Annotated in this window: 16 protein-coding genes; 11 read left to right on the top strand and 5 right to left on the bottom strand. The window is 37.6% G+C overall.

The genetic code is table 11. The features are described from left to right. The first annotated feature begins 9 nt into the window (after positions 1–9). The 8 genes from M4974_RS07330 (at position 10) to M4974_RS07295 (ending at position 7019) form a co-directional block, all read left to right on the top strand. Positions 10–1329: a DEAD/DEAH box helicase gene (locus M4974_RS07330; RefSeq protein ID WP_248706797.1), complete on the top strand. Its 1320-nt coding sequence runs from the start codon at positions 10–12 to the stop codon at positions 1327–1329. Between the two features lie 70 nt (positions 1330–1399). Then, positions 1400–1978, top strand: a complete 579-nt coding sequence (locus M4974_RS07325; RefSeq protein WP_248706796.1) for a ComF family protein — start codon at positions 1400–1402, stop codon at positions 1976–1978. A gap of 44 nt (positions 1979–2022) precedes the next feature. After that, complete coding sequence (locus M4974_RS07320; protein ID WP_089940321.1) at positions 2023–2244, top strand: DUF1146 family protein; 222 nt, start codon at positions 2023–2025, stop codon at positions 2242–2244. Positions 2245–2354: 110 nt separating this feature from the next. Beyond that, positions 2355–3350 (top strand): rod shape-determining protein, encoded by a 996-nt coding sequence (mreB, locus tag M4974_RS07315; RefSeq protein WP_305883123.1) that lies wholly within the window; start codon positions 2355–2357, stop codon positions 3348–3350. A 4-nt stretch (positions 3351–3354) separates the two neighbouring features. Beyond that, entirely contained in the window at positions 3355–3564 is a 210-nt protein-coding gene (locus tag M4974_RS07310; protein ID WP_248706794.1) for a DUF2969 family protein, read from the top strand. A 99-nt stretch (positions 3565–3663) separates the two neighbouring features. After that, a complete protein-coding gene (locus M4974_RS07305) occupies positions 3664–4875 on the top strand; it encodes an FtsW/RodA/SpoVE family cell cycle protein (protein WP_248706793.1) in 1212 nt (403 codons plus the stop codon). Continuing rightward, entirely contained in the window at positions 4875–5870 is a 996-nt protein-coding gene (locus M4974_RS07300) for a DUF2785 domain-containing protein (protein WP_248706792.1), read from the top strand. The genes M4974_RS07305 and M4974_RS07300 overlap by 1 nt, the downstream gene beginning before the upstream one ends. A 15-nt stretch (positions 5871–5885) precedes the next feature. Next, entirely contained in the window at positions 5886–7019 is a 1134-nt protein-coding gene (locus tag M4974_RS07295; protein ID WP_248706791.1) for a D-alanine--D-alanine ligase family protein, read from the top strand. 67 nt (positions 7020–7086) lie between these two features. Here the strand turns inward: M4974_RS07295 and M4974_RS07290 are convergent, their stop codons facing one another. The 4 genes from M4974_RS07290 to rpsD all read right to left on the bottom strand — a co-directional run bounded on the left by M4974_RS07290 (position 7087) and on the right by rpsD (position 10247). After that, on the bottom strand, positions 7087–7527 hold the full coding sequence (locus tag M4974_RS07290; protein ID WP_248706790.1) for a universal stress protein: 441 nt from the start codon (positions 7525–7527) through the stop codon (positions 7087–7089). A 346-nt stretch (positions 7528–7873) separates the two neighbouring features. Further along, entirely contained in the window at positions 7874–9136 is a 1263-nt protein-coding gene (locus M4974_RS07285) for a replication-associated recombination protein A (protein WP_248706825.1), read from the bottom strand. Between the two features lie 38 nt (positions 9137–9174). Beyond that, positions 9175–9552, bottom strand: a complete 378-nt coding sequence (locus M4974_RS07280) for a YueI family protein (RefSeq protein ID WP_248706789.1) — start codon at positions 9550–9552, stop codon at positions 9175–9177. Between the two features lie 89 nt (positions 9553–9641). Further along, a complete protein-coding gene (gene rpsD / locus M4974_RS07275; RefSeq protein ID WP_089940295.1) occupies positions 9642–10247 on the bottom strand; it encodes a 30S ribosomal protein S4 in 606 nt (201 codons plus the stop codon). Between the two features lie 311 nt (positions 10248–10558). Between rpsD and M4974_RS07270 the strand changes: the two genes are divergently transcribed. Next, positions 10559–12262 (top strand): septation ring formation regulator EzrA, encoded by a 1704-nt coding sequence (locus M4974_RS07270; protein ID WP_248715885.1) that lies wholly within the window; start codon positions 10559–10561, stop codon positions 12260–12262. Positions 12263–12292: 30 nt separating this feature from the next. Here the strand turns inward: M4974_RS07270 and M4974_RS07265 are convergent, their stop codons facing one another. Further along, entirely contained in the window at positions 12293–13699 is a 1407-nt protein-coding gene (locus tag M4974_RS07265) for an APC family permease (protein WP_248706787.1), read from the bottom strand. A 105-nt stretch (positions 13700–13804) separates the two neighbouring features. Between M4974_RS07265 and M4974_RS07260 the strand changes: the two genes are divergently transcribed. Together M4974_RS07260 and M4974_RS07255 are read left to right on the top strand one after the other, a co-directional pair. Beyond that, positions 13805–14392, top strand: a complete 588-nt coding sequence (locus tag M4974_RS07260; RefSeq protein ID WP_248706786.1) for a guanylate kinase — start codon at positions 13805–13807, stop codon at positions 14390–14392. Positions 14393–14469: 77 nt separating this feature from the next. Continuing rightward, entirely contained in the window at positions 14470–15651 is a 1182-nt protein-coding gene (locus M4974_RS07255) for an aminotransferase class I/II-fold pyridoxal phosphate-dependent enzyme (protein ID WP_248706785.1), read from the top strand. The last annotated feature ends 121 nt before the right edge of the window (positions 15652–15772 follow it).

Below are 15772 nucleotides of genomic sequence, written 5' to 3'. Positions count from 1 at the left end.
TATATCATGATGGATAAAGAACTATTGTTTGGACGAATGATTACCTGTCCTAAAATTCAAAAAACAGATGAAGAGTATCAAAGAACAGCTAGTTTTATAAAAGGAGTGTGTCAACGATGTGGACAAAATCAAAGAACATCATTACCTAGAAACCAATTTTATTGTCAGGCCTGTTTAATTTTAGGGAGAGTTAGCTCGTTGGATGATTTAATTTTCCTACCAGAGCCCAACAATTTTGATGGACAGGTTGAGTTAGTCTGGCCAGGTACTTTGACTAAACAACAGGTCCAAGTCAGTAAAGATTTAGTGAAAAGTATGGAACAAGGAAGAAATCATTTAGTGTGGGCAGTTACTGGTGCTGGAAAAACAGAGATGCTATTTCCTCTGCTATTAAAAGCCTTTCAACAAAAAAAGCGAGTAGCGCTGGTTTCACCCAGAGTGGATGTAATTGTTGAATTAGCGCCTAGATTAGCAGCGGCTTTTTCCAATTTGTCACAGGTTGTTTTACATGGTAAACAAACAACACCCTATGGTTATACTCAACTTGTTTTGGCGACTACCCATCAACTTTTACGCTTTAAAGAAGCATTTGATTTACTGGTTATTGATGAGGTTGATAGTTTCCCTTTTCGAGGAAATCCGATGCTTCAATACGCGGTTCAAACAGCCCAGAAAGGGACGAGTATGATAGCTTATTTAACAGCGACCCCAACTCCAGATTTAAAAACAGCAGTTAAGCGAGGTAATTTAAGAGTTTCTTATTTACCGTTACGTTTTCATCAACAATTATTACCTAAATTACAAATCAAGCGGGTTAACGATTGGCGCTTAAAGATGCCTAAACTTCTAAAAAAACAAATTGAAGTTTTTATCGAGGAGCAACGTCAATTTTTAATTTTCGTACCCTACGTTAGCGATTTAATTATTGTTGAGCGTTATTTGCAAGACTATACTCAATTAAAAGGGACAACAGTACATGCTAACGACCCCAATCGAATTGAAAAAGTTCAACAAATGCGCCAAAAAAATATTCAATTCTTAATTACGACTACGATTTTAGAAAGAGGTGTTACTCTACCCGGCATTGATGTCTTAATTTTAGGGGCAGATGAAACTACTTTTAGTGAAAATGCCCTAGTACAAATTGCTGGACGAGTGGGACGAAGTCATGAACGGCCGACAGGTTTGGTCTTGGCTGTGGTTAAGCAGGTTAACTTATCTGTATTTCGAGCTCAAAAGCAAATTAATGCTATGAATCAGCGTGGTTGTCAATTAAAAAAGAAGTTCGGGGTTAAAGATGAATTGTCGCCTTTGTCAGCTAAAGATTGAAGTTAATCGTGATATATTTTCTTTATTAGGTATCAGTAGAATAAAGAAAACTAAAATTTGTGAAAAATGCATGACTAATTTTGAGAAATTGAATAATAAAACTGTTTGCTCCGGTTGTGGTCGATTACAGGATAGCTTAAAGTTATGTTTTGATTGCCAACGTTGGCAACAAGCAGGGAAATTTTTATTAAAAAATCAAGCCTGTTTTACTTATAACCAAGCTATGAAAGAATATATGCGTATGTATAAATTTATTGGTGATTACCAATTAAAAGACATTTTCACTAAAATCTTACAAAGTTTAATCAAAGAGCAGGGGATGGACATTATTGTACCAATTCCAGTTAGCCAGCAAACATGGTTGATCCGCGGTTTTAATCAGGTTACTGCCATGCTGGAATCAACTTCCTATCAAGAATTATTATCTGTAGCATTAGTTGATAAAGGACATCAATCAGCTCGACAACGGAAAGATCGTTTAATTTCACAGCAGCCGTTTGCACTATCAAGAACTATTGATGATTTGAGTGGGAAAAAGATTCTATTGGTTGATGATGTTTACACGACTGGGGCGACGTTATATCATGCAGCAGACTTGTTCTACCAAGCTGGAGTAGGTGAAGTTAGGAGCGTTACGTTAGCTCGATAATTATGTGTTAGACTAAGGGAAATAAGGCTTGAAAGGATCCCCCTATGCCCCCTCTAACAATGTTACTTTTGACTATGTTACTAATATATCTAGTATTTATGCTGCTAAAGCCGATTAATTTTGCCAAAATAATGCCCTATACACCACGCCAAGCTGCATTACTAAAAGTAGTCTTGGCCACAGTACTTGGTTTCTTGTTGGCCTTATTTTTCATTACAATTGCCGAATGGATTTTTCAATTACCCAGCTCAATATTAAAACATTAATACTGGAATCCCTACGTATGTAGAAGAATGTGATATAATACAGAGGATTATATTGGTTTAATTTTAACGACTAATGACCAGATTAATAAAGATTGCTGGAGAAATTAAGAATGGCAAAAGATATCGGAATTGATTTAGGAACTGCTAACGTATTAATTTACGTTGAAGGAGAAGGTATTGTACTTAACGAACCTTCTGTGGTTGCTATTGATGACAAGTCAGATCGCGTCTTAGCAGTTGGGGCAGAAGCTTACCGGATGGTAGGAAGAACTCCAGGAAATATTCGTGCCGTACGTCCATTAAAAGATGGGGTTATTTCTGATTTTGATGTGACCGAAGCAATGTTAACTTATTTTGTTAACAAATTAAATGTTAAGGGTTTTATGTCAAAGCCTAACATTATGATTTGTGCGCCAACTAATATTACGGAAATTGAACGTAAGGCGATTATTCAAGCTGCTGAAAAAGCGGGTGGAGCCAAGGTTTATTTAGATTACGAGCCAAAAGTGGCTGCAATTGGTGCCGGTTTGGATATCTTTAAGCCGGTTGGATCAATGGTTATTGATATTGGGGGTGGAACTTCTGATATTGCCATTCTTTCATTAGGTGATATTGTTGTTTCAGAATCGATTCGTGTGGCTGGTGACCGCATGAATATTGATATTGTAAACTACCTAAAGCGCCGGCATAATTTAGTTGTTGGGGAACGTTCAGCTGAAACGATTAAAATCGAAATCGGTTCAGCCTTACAAAGTGATAATCCGCAAACTATGGAAGTTCGTGGTCGTGATAACTTTGATGGAATGCCAGAGACAATTACCATTAACTCAAATGAAGTTGAAGAAGCTTTGCATGAAACATTGGAGCAAATTGTCGTGGCCGCTCATTCTGCTCTTTCTAAACTACCCGCAGAACTAGCAGCTGATATCATTGATCGTGGTATTATGCTGACTGGTGGTGGTGCTTTGTTGGCGGGGATGGATCGTTTATTGTCTGATAATTTGGGTGTACCAGTCTTTGTAGCAGAATCTCCATTGGATAATGTTGCTAAAGGGACGGGTGCTTTGTTAGAACACATGATGGCTAAGCCAAAACGTCGGAGTTAGTTTCATGAGTAAAAAAAATCATAATTTTACTGTAACCCTCAGTGATGAAGAAAATCAGACACAAGTTAAAGTTAATGATAATTTAGTTGGAATAATTCAAAAGAACGATGATATATTTGTCGGATTTGTCGGCGAGCAAAGGGTTATCAGTTCTGCAGCTTCAGTTGAAGAAGCTTTGAATGCAATTTTAGCTAATTATAATCTTTATCATTAAGTAGTAATCAGATTATTTAAAAATCCTTTGCTTACGCAAAGGGTTTTTGTATATAGTTACTAGAAGTTTTAATTATATTAATGGCAATAGGTGGTAAAGATGCAACAATTAGCAGCACATCGTTCTAATCGGTCTTCAGCCTCAGAATTAGACTGGGGAATTATACTTATTTTAATTCTGTTCATGATTATCGGTTTGGGATCTTTGTATCTCGCAATTGCTAATGGGGGAACGGGGACATCTCCGATTCGAGCAGTCATAATGCAATTCCTATATTGGGTAGTTGGTGTCGGATTTATTGTCTTCTTAGTTCGCTTTGACGCCTCACAATTATGGCGGTTAGCTCCAATTGCTTACGGTATTGGGATTATATTGCTTATCTTGGTGCTATTTCTTTACAATCGTGGAATTGCGGCCGAAACGGGGGCAAAGTCTTGGATTGCTTTTGGACCAATTTCTTTTCAGCCCTCTGAAGTGGTTAAGCCGGCCTTTATTCTGATGTTGAGTAAGATTGTGGCTAACCATAATCGACTTTTTCCAACACATACCAATCAATCAGATTGGGTTTTAATTGGAAAAATGATTGCTTGTTTTATGCCAATTGGTATTCTAATTGGTGCTCAAAATGATTTGGGAACGCTTTTAGTTTTCATGGCAATTCTAGGTGGTGTCTTATTAGTTTCAGGGGTAACTTGGCAAATATTAGGACCATTGATCACTGTGGCAGTTACCGTAGGTTCAACTTTAATCTTTTTAGTTACTTCATCGTTCGGTCGGACTATTTTAGGAGGACTTGGTTTCCAGGCCTATCAGTTTGCGCGAATTGATGCCTGGTTACATCCAGGACAAGATACTTCCAATACTGGATATCAAACTTATCAAAATTTAAAGGCTATTGGATCTGGTCAATTATGGGGATCTGGCTGGGGGAATTTAAAAGTTTTTGTCCCAGTGCGTGAATCGGATATGATTTTTTCAGTGGTCGGTGAAACCTTTGGTTTTGTCGGTGGTACGTTTTTGATCTTACTTTATGCTGCTTTGATATACTTGATGGTTAAGGCAACCTTTAAAGCGCGTAATGCTTTTTACGCCTATATTGCAACTGGGGTTGTCATGATGCTATTATTTCACGTTTTTGAAAATGTCGGTATGAGCATTGGCATATTGCCACTAACAGGGATTCCACTACCATTTATTTCACAGGGGGGATCTTCCTTATTGAGCAATTTAATTGGTGTTGGCCTAATCTTATCGATTGGATATCAACAGCAAAGTGATACCTTTAATGAATCAACGGGATTTTCAATTTGATGGACAGTCTAACTAAAATTAAGACCAGTATGGGGCAGATTCGTCTCAAAACACAAAAGGGTTTGATATTTGAATCCTTGGGTGATTTAATGCTGCCTTTGCGTAAGAATTTTGAATTATCAGAATTAACGCCGATTATTCTACCGGATGATAGTCAGGATGCCTTAACTATTATTGAAAATTACCAGGATTTTTGGGTTCATAATGACGAGCATCATTTTGTAAAGAATGACCTATCAAATTATGATTTACAATTAATTGTCAAACAGTTAGCTAGTCCTAATGAAAAATATCGAGATACAGGTGCCTTTTTTTTCTTAAGTATGGCCATTCAAAATGATCATCTATCCCAAGAACAATTAGCCTGGTTAACTGCGGAAGTAATCAAGGATAATGCATTATTCAATCATTTAATGGAAAAACCTAACAATGCTAGTTTTGGTCGTTCCTATCATTTAGCTATATTGTGGATTTTGTTGGTTAAAAACCGAACAAGTAATGAAAATTTTATTTCTGAGCAATTACTAGATCGAATGGTTGATCAAGTAGCTTTGATTAGTTTAATGGAACAAGATACTCGTGGTTTTATTGACGGTAAAGGCTGGGTACATATTTTCACCCACCTTGCTAATGTTTTAAATGAATTATTTATGCTGCCGAATCTTCAAAGAGCTGATAAAGTATATTTAACAGCGGCAATTATGACTAACTTCCGGTTGTTAGACACTCCTTTAACGATGGGAGAGGTAGGCAAAATTGTTGATGCTTTGATAAATTTGGCTCAGAAGAATCAATTGTATTCAGATTATATTTTGCTTTCCTTGAAATTATGGCGGCAAGATATTGTTAATGAACCATTTATACAAAACCGTAGTCGGTGGCAGCAGATGTATAATCGAATGGATTTTTTCCATGAAATCATTGTGGCCGGCGCGGATCAAGTACCAAAAAAAATTTTTGAATATGTATTAACGACTAAAAATTATTTATCATAAGAAGGTGGGAAATTTATGGATAAGAAGCATGTAGCCCTATTATTTGGTGGTAATTCATCTGAACATGATGTTTCAAAACGCTCTGCTCAAAATTTTTACGAAGCCCTAGAGGCAACGGGAAAATATCGCACAACAGTGATAGCAATTGCTGAAAACGGTTATTTTATTGACCCAGTTCGTTCAAAAGAAATTATGTACCAAGCTGATGAAAAGCCATTAGTTGATGCCTATATGGCTACAATTGATACCAGTAATACGCTAGCTCAGGTGGCAGCTTTAAATGAGATTCCAGATATTGATATTTTTTTCCCAGTTATACATGGTAATTTAGGCGAAGATGGTACTATTCAGGGCTTGTTCCGATTGCTTGATAAACCATTTGTGGGAGCGCCATTGCGTGGGCATGCTTTAAGTTTCGATAAAGTGCTAACTAAAGAACTTTTAACCTATAATAATATTCGTAATACTAAGTATTTGGTTGTGTATGCGAATCAGGCAGATGAAATCACATGGTCGCAAGTCGTATCCGGGCTTGGTAATCAAGTATTTGTAAAAGCAGCTAATCAGGGATCTTCAGTTGGAATTTCACGAGCTGATAATGAAGTTGATTTTAAAGCTGCATTGGCTGATTCATTCCAATATGATCATAAAGTGCTCATTGAAGAAGCTGTTTGTGGTCCACGGGAACTTGAAGTAGGGGTTATTGGTAACCAGAGCCCTATTGTATCTGAAATAGGTGCTCATCATGTCCCTGGACAGGAAAACGGTGACGGTTGGTATGATTATCAGAGTAAGTTTGTTGATAATTCAGCCGTACAGTTTGAAATTCCAGCTCACTTACCAGCCGCAGTAACATCCGAAATTAAGTCCATGGCCTTGGCAGCTTATAAAGTATTGGATTTACGTGGTGAGGCTCGTATGGACTTTTTAATTGATGAAAACAATGTTCCTTACTTGGGAGAACCTAATACTTTACCAGGGTTCACCAACATGTCGTTATTCAAACGCTTATGGGACTACTCCGATATTGATAATGCTAAATTAGCAGACCTTCTTGTTCAGTATGGTTTTGAAGAGTATGAATATAATAGTAAGTTGAGTTATGCTTTTGAAGCTCTTGGCGACGAAAAGCTTGGGAAGTTTAATTAAAAAATCAAATAATAAAAGGACTTCACTGATAAAAGTGAGGTCCTTTTATTATTTATACTGATAGTACTTAGCGAACTACCAAAACATCGGTAATGGCTGCACGAGTAACATAGGCAGTAACCGATCCAATAACAAAGCGCTCAACTGCATTGAGACCTGTGGCACCAATTACAATTAAATCAGCTTTTAATTCTGTGGGAACATCATTAGCAATCAATGCCTTAGGTGAGCCATATTCAATTAAGTAATCGACATTCTTAATGCCTGCATCTTGAGCTTGTTTTTGATACTTTTCTAAACTTTTACGTGCTTGATCAGCCACGGCATCAACCATGGTGTCGTCAAAACTAGCAATATTTTGGAAAACACGTGTATCAATGACATTTAGAATTGATAAAGTGGCTGAATCACCAGCCAACTTTGTTAAATCAATTGCTCGTGCCAATGCTGCTTCAGACTCTTTGGAACCATCCATAGGCACAAGAATCTTTTGATAATCTTTGACCATAGTAATACCCCTCTTTGTTTTCTAGGAATAGTATAGCGCTGATGGAATTAAATTTAAAGTTAAAAAAACCCATCAACAAGATGGGTTTACAGACGATTGTCTGGGAAAAACTTACATAGCACCGTTAATCGCTACGCAGATTTTCCTCGAAATTTCGAGGTGGGTGAATCACTTAACGTTCAGACTACCAAACGAAAGGGCTTGTCTTGGCGTTTAAGTATTCTCATCCAAAAATAAAGGTTGTAAGGAAAAAGCTGATGATGTAGCAATGCGTATACTTAAGTAACTCCAACTGATATTGTAACGCGTCTAGATAGTTAATAATAGTCTTGACAGATAATCATTTTTACGAGTCTAAATTATCCTGTTGTTGCTTTTTTAAACTACGATTGATTTCTTTTAATTGCAATTCAAAAGGTGAATTTCCTTTGGGATTAAAGTACTGTTGTTTTTTAATGGCATCAGGTAGATACTGCTGTGCAACCCAATCGTTTGGAAAATCATGTGGATAGAGATAACCAATCCCATGACCTAATGCCTGTGCGCCTTTATAATGAGCATCTTTTAAATACTTTGGAATATCTAAATGATGTTTCTTTTTTAAATCGGCTAGGGCTTGATCGATAGCAAGATAAGCTGAATTTGATTTTGGCGATAGTGCTAATTCAATGACTGCGTTAGCAATCGGAATGCGGCCTTCCGGTAAGCCAAGACTTTGGGCCGAAGTTAAAGCGCTGATGACATGCTGAGCAGCATTGGGATTGGCTAGACCAATATCTTCATAAGCAATGACAGTTAAACGCCTTACAAGACTATTTAAATCACCAGATTCAATGATTCTAGCAGTATAGTGGAGTGCGGCGTCAACATCGGATCCCCGAATTGATTTTTGCAGAGCTGAGATAACATCGTAATGAGCATCACCATCTCTGTCAGCGACAATTGCTTGATTTTGGGTAGTTTCTTCAACAATGGAGAGAGATATATTAATAATCCCGTCTTGATTGGCTGCAGTTGATAGGACAGCAATTTCAAGGCTGTTAAGTGCGCTACGTAAATCGCCATTGGTAGCCTGGGATAAATGCGTCAACGCTTGTGGACTTAGGTGTACTTGATGCATCCCGAGTCCATGTTCTTTATCAGCTAGGGCACGTTTGATGCCAGTCTTAATGTCGGCTTCGGTTAATGGATGAACTTGAAAAATCTGTGTTCGAGAACGAATTGCCGGTGTAACGTTGATATAGGGATTTTCAGTAGTCGCCCCAATGAGAATAATGGCACCTGATTCTAAATGGGGAAGTAAAAAATCCTGTTTTACTTTATTTAAACGATGAATTTCGTCTAGTAGTAAAACAACCGTGCCGGACATCCTAGCCTCTTCAGCAACAATTTGAAGTTCTTTTTGACCATCGGTAGCGGCATTTAATTGACGAAAAGAATATTTTGATGACCCGGCAATAGCACTGGCAATTGAGGTTTTTCCGGTGCCAGGAGGGCCGTATAAAATCATTGAATTTAAGCGATGGGCAGTAACCATACGCCAAATAATTTTATTTTTACCGACTAAATCTTGCTGACCAATAATTTCTTCGATTTTAGTTGGCCGCATACGATATGCCAGAGGTTTTTGTTGCACGATTGGAACTCCTAACTTAGATAAATATTATCGATATTTACAGCATAATCAGCTGCCAAAAGGACTGCTATCGAATCTGCTTGATGACTGCTTTTTTGATTATCAGACAGTAAGGTAAAAGGATGGTTAGTTTTTCCTGCTATTTGAATATAAGTAGCATTATTATCCCCAGTTAAATTAGCGTCAATTAGTAGTTTACCTTCAGGATGCTGGGATAAAATCGTGGTAAAATCTGTGATAATTTTGGGATTATCAACTTGGGATTGGCGTATGGCGACCACAACCCGTTCCCTAAAGGTACCTAAATATCGATTTTGTTCATCTGGGTTAATTTGGGGTAAACTACCACCAGTTAGCTGTTCTTGTTGCAAACGTTCGTTGATATCCATAATTGGTTAACTCCTCTTGTTAGCAGGATAATTGTTAGCATTATACAAAAAAAGCCACCACTGAGTGATGACAAATTTTAAAAAGAATATTAACGGTTGTAGAATTCAACGATAAGCGCTTCGTTGATATCAGCATCCAATTCTTCACGTTCTGGCAAACGAACAAGTGATCCTTCCAACTTTTCAGCATCAAATGAAACGAATTGTGGACGAGAAACGACTGATTCAATTGCGATTTGAATTGGCACAATATTCTTTGACTTTTCACGAACTGAGATAACTTGACCAGGCTCAACTTCGTATGAAGGAATATCTACCCGCTTACCATCAACAAGAATGTGACCGTGGTTAACTAATTGACGTGCTTGTTGACGTGTAGTAGCCAAACCTAAGCGGTAAACTAATGAATCCAAACGACGCTCCAATAAGATCATGAAGTTAGTACCATGGGTACCTTGACGGATCTTACCAGCCTTGTTAAATAGGGTATGGAATTGACGTTCAGTCAAACCATAAGTGAAACGCAACTTTTGCTTTTCGCGAAGCTGAGTACCATATTCAGATACTTTACCGCGACGGCCATTTCCATGGTCTCCAGGTGCGTAGGCACGGCGAGCTAATTCCTTACCGGTACCAGATAGTGAAACGCCTAAGCGACGTGAAATACGCCATTTAGGTCCTGTATAACGTGACATATATAATGTCCTCCAAAATGTATTTGCTGTACATTTGAGGGTAGGCACCAGATGCGTGCAGCGTCAATAATTGACGTTTCTCAGTGACGGTAGCTTGTCCTTACTAACGAATTGCGACGTTGTTGACGCGCTTCTTTGCCTACTGCTACTCAACTCAATACAACTCTCACATTATATCAGAAATAATGATAATCACCAAATTATTAAGAAAACACTAAAGCTAGAGTAAATACCATTTGATTTATCTAAAATGCGGTATTGTTTTATACAAAGGGAAAATTAAGAAGATAAGGCCAAGGTGAAATATTAATATGTGGACTTTTATCATAATTGCTATTGCCGTTTTCGTTGTCACGGCTATTATCGTTGTTTTTTTACAAAGAAGTTATCAGAATAAGGCTAAACAGCTTGGTGAAATCAAAGCTCGTTTGATGGCTTTTGATATTAATCAGGAGCTCATTGAAGCTCGTAAACTTTCATTAATTGGACAATCATTGAAAGATTATCAAACCCTTGAAAGTCGTTATAGTGGACTTGAAAAAAATAAATTTATGGCGATTGATCGCCAATTAGAGCTAGTTTTGAATGGCGCTGCTAGTGTTAATTTACTGAAGGCTAAAGGTGATTTAGATCAATTACGGAATTTGGTTGGTGAGGCTACTGATGATGTCCAAGCAATTCGTGTGGGGTTAAAAGAGTTAAAGGATACCAGTCAAGCCCATAAAAAAGCGATTGCTGAGTTACAAGGCAGTTATGCGATTATTCGTCAATCGATTGATGACCAACGGGAAGCTTATGGGCCTGCTTACCATTCCTTGTTGCAGTTTATCAACCAGCTAGAAAATGATTATCAAGAATTTGCTACATTGACCGAATCAGGTGATCAGGCTGCGGCCAGTAATGTTTATGAGCAATTAGCCATGGAAAATACTCAGTTAGCAAATATGCAGACTGAAATCCCTGATTTATTTACTAGCCTAAATATTAAATTTGTTGAGCAATTGGCAGAATTATTTGGTGGTTACCAGACTCTACGTCATCAGGGCATTATCTTTTTAGAAGATATTTCTGATCGTCTATCTTTGATTGATCAACAACGTGAAGGAACTTTAGTGTTGTTAGTAGATTTAAAAATTAAAGAGACACAGCAACATATTGATAAAATTGAGCAACAAATTCAAGATAGTTATGACCTATTAGAGGGTGAGTTGAATGCTCAGCAAAATTTTCAAATCAATGTTAAAGCAGTTGATCGAGGACTTGAACGTTTACGTGAACAAAATCAAAATTTGTTTGTTGAATTAGAACGATTACGCCAGTCATATCGTTTCACTCATCATGAGTTAGAAAATCGAAGGGGATTTTTAGAACAAATTGATATGATTAGTCGAAATGTCACGGCTGCCAATGAGCAATTGGATCAGGCTAAGATTACGTACAGTCAAGCCGTCGGCATGCAGGAACGCTGGTTGAATCAAATGCAGGAAATTAACACGAGTCAAATTGAATTGTGGCAGCAAATCATTGGCATTGAACCGGCCTTTCAATCTGCTAAACAGATTTGTGACCAAAATATGGACAGCATTCAATCCATCCGACAGCGTTTGGAGCGAATGAATTTACCTGGACTACCAAAAGTATATTTAGAGTTTTACTATAGTGTTTTGGATGAGATTAAGCGATTAGATGGTATTTTACGAGCCAGCCTAGTAGATATGGATGATGTTCAACGTCAGTTAAATATTGTTGTGGTTGACTCTGATACTTTACATGAAAAGACACAAAAAATTGTAGATGAAGCTATCATCGCTGAACAATTATTGCAGTACTCTAATCGTTATCGTCAGACCAACCACATGGTAGCTGAGGTAAGCAAGGAAGCACGTCAAATCTATAATAATGATTATAATTATAGTAAGGTGATGGATTTATTAGGTCCTGTTTTGGATAAAGTGGATGCAGGTATTTATGACCATATTGTTGAGAGTTATCAGCGTCATCGAAATGTTATATAAAAAATGGTTGACCTTTTGGTCAACCATTTTTTATTTCTTACCAAGTGAAGAATGATGAATACCATAAATAAAGTAGCAGACGATTCCCAGAATTAACCAAATCAAGTACATTTCTAAGGTTTCAGCCGGAAGCTGTATAATTAGTAGCAGGCTAATAAAACTACTTATTATTGGTAAAACAGGGTACAGGGGCATTTTAAAGCCGTCATTGGTGATATCTTTACGCTGCCGTAACAAAATTATACCGAAACTAATGAATAGAAAGGCTGTTAGAGTACCGATATTAATTAAGCTAGCGAGTGTACTTAGCGGCACTAAACCGGCTAAAATAGTTTCTACTACAGCAGCTAGAATCAAAGCATTAGTAGGCAATTGGTGTCGTTTTGAAACATGGCCCAATTGCTTGGGTAGTAAACCATCACGCCCGAAAGAATAGGTTAGACGTGATGAAGCAAAGACCATCGCTAAAATGGCGGTAAACATACCAATTAATGCCCCAATAGTAATGACAATTGAAAATTGTGTTTGATGAATTGTCTGTAGAGCAAAGGCTGCTGGGTCATCAACCCCTAATTGTTTATAGTTAACAATTCCAGTTAGGATAATAGCGAAAAACGTATAAAGTAAGGCCGAAATAATGACAGTACCCAGAATCCCTTTGGCCATTGTTTTAGTAGGGTTTTTGACTTCAGCAGCATGAGCGGCAATAGTATCAAATCCTAAGAAAGAGAAGATAATACCAGCAGTAGCGGCGGTAATACCATGTAATCCTAGTAGACCAGTTTGAAATTCCTTGGGGTAGAATGGTACATAGTTACTAGTCTTAACGAAGAAAGACCCACCAACAATAAATAGAATTAAAATAGCAATTTTAATAAAGACTGCACCGTTTTCAATTGATTTTGAAGTATTAATCCCACGGGAGATTACCCAGGTAACTAATAAAATTACTAAGACGGCCAAAAGGTTAATAGTACCGCCCTCCACTGGACCAGCTTGTAAGGCTTTGGGAAGATGTACACCAAAAATATTTAATAAATTATTCATATAAGCTGAAAAACCAGTTGAAATGGCTGATACTGCTAGGAAATATTCCAAAATTAATGACCAACCTAGAAGCCAACCGATTAACTCACCATAAACTACACTCCCATAAGAATAGGCTGATCCTGCAACTGGCATTGCTGAAGAAAATTCAGCAAAGGCCATACCAGCTATTCCAGAGAAGATAGCAGCTAATAAGAACGATATCGCCACGGCCGGTCCAGCATGGGAAGCTGCTTCATGACCGGGTAAAATAAAAATTCCAGAACCAATTACGGTTCCTACTCCCAAACCTATTAAATCTTTGGTGGTTAATAGGCGTTTCATTTGTGAATCCTTTTGAAGATATCCTTCTACTGATTCACGCTGAAAAGCACGTTTAATCATATCCATTTTGTTTCTCGCATTTCTATATAGAATATTCTTGATTTTACCAGTAATTTTATTTACTTGTCGATTATTTGAGTGATATTCTTTAACAGAAACGAGAATACATTGATGGAAGGGTTACAATATATGGCTAAAAAGGTGATTGTAATTACAGGTCCAACTGGTGTTGGAAAGACTACGGTTGCTAAATATTTAGAACAGCAATGGCATATGGCTCGAGTAATAACCCATACGACGCGCACTCCACGTGCTCATGAAACAGATGGTCGAGATTATTATTTTGAAACTTCTACCTCTTTTAATAGAAATCATTATTTAGAGTCAGTTGTTTATGCTGGCGCTCAGTATGGCTCCTCTTTAGAGGGATTGGATTGTGCTTGGCAAAAAAGTGAGGTTGTCACCATTGTTTTAGATACGGCAGGTGCAATTACCTATGCACAAGAGCTAGCTGATAAAGTGATTATTTTGTATATATCCGTTTCTGATTCTAATGTTTTACGCCAAAGATTGGCAAAGCGTGGTGATCATCCTGAACAACAGCAACATCGCTTGCAGTCGGCTGAATATCTGCGAGATTTAGCCTTGCCACCTGAATTAGTTGGGCGAGCAACTTTGATTAATAATGATAATTGGCATACAACCAAGAAGATATTACAAGAATTTCTGATTTTATGCGGTATAATGGATTTAAATTAGTGTGTTATAATTTTTTTCTAACTAACATTAACACATATCATTGATAGTTTTATTTTTTAGATGGTGGGAGGATTTTGATGCCAAGTATTAAAAACTCAGTTATATCTAATTTAAATCGTCAAGTGCAAGCGATGGGAGCTAACGCTATTCGGGCCTTTGATGAAGAGGTTAGTTCGGTTCCTAATATTATTAAATTAACCCTTGGAGAACCAGATTTTAATGTGCCAGATCACATTAAGGCAGCGGCTATACGTTCTATTGAAGAAAATGATTCACACTATGCACCGGCCAGTGGTAGTCTAGCTGTTCGTCAAGCAATTACCGACTTTTTAGCTGATCGTTATGATTTAACTTACAATGCCAATCATGAAATAGTTGTAACAGTCGGTGCGACCGAAGCGATTTATGATTCTTTGGCAACGTTGTTGAATCCTGGGGATGAAGTTTTAATTCCGACACCTATTTTTTCAATGTATGGGCCGGACGTATTACTAAATGGTGCAAAGCCAGTTTACTTGGATACTTCGGCTAATAATTTTGTCCTAACTCCTGAACAACTTACAAAGGCCATTAAAGATAGTGCCGGTCATGCTAAGGTGCTTATATTGAATTTCCCTTCCAATCCCACTGGTGTAACTTATGATAGAAAAGCATTGACTGCATTAGCAGCAATTATTAAAAAAACTGACATGATTGTTATCTCCGATGAAATTTATTCGGAACTAACCTATAATCAAAAACATGTGTCCATGGCAGAGTTATTGCCAGAACAGACCTTGCTTTTAAATGGTGTTTCAAAGTCACATGCTATGACTGGATATCGGATTGGTTTCGTGGCTGGCCCGAAAAGATTAGTAGAAAAAGTGAATGTTGTCCATCAATTTGCCACTACAGCAGCCTCCAATCCGGCGATGGCCGCTGCAGCCGAAGCCTTAGGAACACCTGCGGGGAAAGTTGATACAGAATTGATGAAACTCGCCTATCAAAAAAGACGGGATTACTTATATCAGGAGCTAATTAACTTAGGGTTTGAGATTCCTAACCCTGATGGTGCCTTTTATATATTTGCTAAAATCCCAGCTAAATACGGCGTTGACGATCATTCCTTTGCTTTAGATTTAGCTAAAAAAGGAAAGGTTGCTGTTATTCCGGGTTCAATTTTTGGACTTGGGGGGCAAGGGTATGTTAGAATAAGTTACGCTGCTTCGGAAATTCAAATAAAAGCTGCTGTAAAACGTATTTCAGATTTTCTGAAATAAATTTCAGTAAGTTGTTGACAAGCGAGAATAAGCGTGATAGACTAATTAAGTTGTTTCGTAAGGGAGCAACGCAGTAGCACATTGAAAACTGAACAAAACTTTGAACAAACAAATCTGTAAC

This window comes from Convivina praedatoris, assembly GCF_933208495.1.
GTDB classification, from domain to species: Bacteria; Bacillota; Bacilli; order Lactobacillales; family Lactobacillaceae; genus Convivina; species Convivina praedatoris.
The sequence above is the reverse complement of the archived record's forward strand: the minus strand, read 5'-3'. Positions and strand labels throughout refer to the sequence as shown.

What these genes read in the sequence shown, in the direction of transcription:
- M4974_RS07285 (WP_248706825.1), bottom strand. Translation starts at nt 9,136, where the DNA reads ATGCGGCCAACTAAAATCGAAGAAATTATTGGTCAGCAAGATTTAGTC.
- M4974_RS07260 (WP_248706786.1), top strand. Translation starts at nt 13,805, where the DNA reads ATGGAAGGGTTACAATATATGGCTAAAAAGGTGATTGTAATTACAGGT.
- M4974_RS07290 (WP_248706790.1), bottom strand. Translation starts at nt 7,527, where the DNA reads ATGGTCAAAGATTATCAAAAGATTCTTGTGCCTATGGATGGTTCCAAA.
- M4974_RS07300 (WP_248706792.1), top strand. Translation starts at nt 4,875, where the DNA reads ATGGACAGTCTAACTAAAATTAAGACCAGTATGGGGCAGATTCGTCTC.
- M4974_RS07320 (WP_089940321.1), top strand. Translation starts at nt 2,023, where the DNA reads ATGCCCCCTCTAACAATGTTACTTTTGACTATGTTACTAATATATCTA.
- rpsD (WP_089940295.1), bottom strand. Translation starts at nt 10,247, where the DNA reads ATGTCACGTTATACAGGACCTAAATGGCGTATTTCACGTCGCTTAGGC.
- M4974_RS07330 (WP_248706797.1), top strand. Translation starts at nt 10, where the DNA reads ATGGATAAAGAACTATTGTTTGGACGAATGATTACCTGTCCTAAAATT.
- M4974_RS07310 (WP_248706794.1), top strand. Translation starts at nt 3,355, where the DNA reads ATGAGTAAAAAAAATCATAATTTTACTGTAACCCTCAGTGATGAAGAA.
- mreB (WP_305883123.1), top strand. Translation starts at nt 2,355, where the DNA reads ATGGCAAAAGATATCGGAATTGATTTAGGAACTGCTAACGTATTAATT.
- M4974_RS07295 (WP_248706791.1), top strand. Translation starts at nt 5,886, where the DNA reads ATGGATAAGAAGCATGTAGCCCTATTATTTGGTGGTAATTCATCTGAA.
- M4974_RS07305 (WP_248706793.1), top strand. Translation starts at nt 3,664, where the DNA reads ATGCAACAATTAGCAGCACATCGTTCTAATCGGTCTTCAGCCTCAGAA.
- M4974_RS07255 (WP_248706785.1), top strand. Translation starts at nt 14,470, where the DNA reads ATGCCAAGTATTAAAAACTCAGTTATATCTAATTTAAATCGTCAAGTG.
- M4974_RS07265 (WP_248706787.1), bottom strand. Translation starts at nt 13,699, where the DNA reads ATGGATATGATTAAACGTGCTTTTCAGCGTGAATCAGTAGAAGGATAT.
- M4974_RS07325 (WP_248706796.1), top strand. Translation starts at nt 1,400, where the DNA reads ATGACTAATTTTGAGAAATTGAATAATAAAACTGTTTGCTCCGGTTGT.
- M4974_RS07270 (WP_248715885.1), top strand. Translation starts at nt 10,559, where the DNA reads ATGTGGACTTTTATCATAATTGCTATTGCCGTTTTCGTTGTCACGGCT.
- M4974_RS07280 (WP_248706789.1), bottom strand. Translation starts at nt 9,552, where the DNA reads ATGGATATCAACGAACGTTTGCAACAAGAACAGCTAACTGGTGGTAGT.